Origin of the sequence: Hymenobacter rubripertinctus (genome assembly GCF_003583925.1) — a bacterium.
In the GTDB taxonomy this organism is placed as follows: domain Bacteria; phylum Bacteroidota; class Bacteroidia; order Cytophagales; family Hymenobacteraceae; genus Hymenobacter; species Hymenobacter rubripertinctus.
This window is the reverse complement of sequence record NZ_QYCN01000100.1, coordinates 1-1,545: the sequence shown is the minus strand read 5'-3', so window position 1 is coordinate 1,545 and position 1,545 is coordinate 1. Positions and strand designations below refer to the sequence as shown.

General features: G+C 47.6%; 1 protein-coding gene. It reads left to right on the top strand.

From position 1 onward, the window contains the following. The first annotated feature begins 375 nt into the window (after positions 1-375). Entirely contained in the window at positions 376-1,407 is a 1,032-nt protein-coding gene (locus D0T11_RS22350; protein WP_147374803.1) for a hypothetical protein, read from the top strand. Positions 1,408-1,545: the final 138 nt, after the last annotated feature.

Genomic DNA, 1,545 nt, shown 5'->3' with positions numbered 1-1,545 from the left:
TCGGCACGGCCTGAATCTGTTGCGCCAACTCACCCGGCCACATACGGCCCCTGACCAGCCGCTGGCACGCAAAATTCTGAACCTACTGGATGTATTTAGTCGCTATCTTGCTCGTGGACAACCCACTAAAATAGTAGGGTAGAGTAGCCGTATTTTCAACGCTATATAAAGTCTAAGCAGAAATCGAAGTCCATTATTCTCACCGATGGGCCTGTCAGACCCCAATCTTCTTCCATCGTACTTCGCAATGGCCTTTGTGATATTGCTCCCAACGGGGATTTCGAAGCACAGCAATTTGTTCCCACACGTATTAATAATCTCAACGGTGGATATTCGGCACACAGTGGGCTGAATGCACCACAAGGCTTTTCTGATTTGCAACAGTGGTCTTCGCCAACAGGTGGCACACCTGATTATTACGCAACAAATGCCACTGATCCCATGGTAGTCCCTGCAACTGCAGTTTACGGCCCCTTTACGCCAATAGGAACAGGAAGTATCGGTTTGTTCGCCCGGCGGGCATATAGTACGTTTGACCCTGTTTCTGAGTATGTAAGTGCGCCTATTTCTTTAGGGAGTGGCCATTACTATGCACAACTAAGAGTTAACATCACTTCCAACACTAACGCAGCGAACCAAGGAATTGCCAGTGGATTCGGAATTCAATTTTCCACTGGACAATTGCCCGACGCTAATGTACAGATGCGTAGCTACCTGCGACCTAATAACTCAGGAGTATTGAGTAGCAATTTGATCGGGCAGGCATATGTCAATAACTGGAGTCAGGCTCCTATTTCTGGACAATTTGACTTGCCTTCAGGAGCAACAGTAGCAACTATTGGTCTTTTTAATGATTCTCCTACTGCTCTAACACCACTGCCCAACCGCAATAGCGCCATTCTCAACACATATTTTTTCGTCGATGATGTGCAAATTTTTAGAGTCCCTACAGCCGGGCCTAATATTCCATGTGTAGGCTCTGCTGGTGTGTCTATTGGGGAAGGATGTTTAATTCCTGGGGCTACATACAGATGGCTTTCTTCTATAAATTCAGGCCCGTTTTCGGGTTCTTATCCTTCAACACTGAATATCACCGTTTCCCCAAGTGCTACAACAACATATCAGTTGACGGTCACACTGCCTGATGGCTCAACCTACGTTACTTCGACTGTTGTTGGTACAGCACCACCCATGCCAACAATTCAAGACCCTACCGATCTGGATGGCTGCGACATTCTTGGTGGTGTATTCACCATTACTAACTACAACCCTCAATATACATATACTGTCTCTGCTGGTGGCTCGATACGTTTATTCCCTGGTCTCAACACCACATATGGCACCATATCGGTTAAAGCTAATGGAAAGAGCGGAGAAGGTTACATAACTGTGGTAGCTAGTGCTTAGTCAGGTAAGTTAGCCAACAAAATAAGGGAGTCGGAGTTGAGATGATATGGCCCGTCCCCTGACTCCCTTTATCCTGCCGGCTGCTGATCAGTCTGCCCTCGAAAAGTTCACGCGTACCGGTCGCCGGCCCGTGCGGGC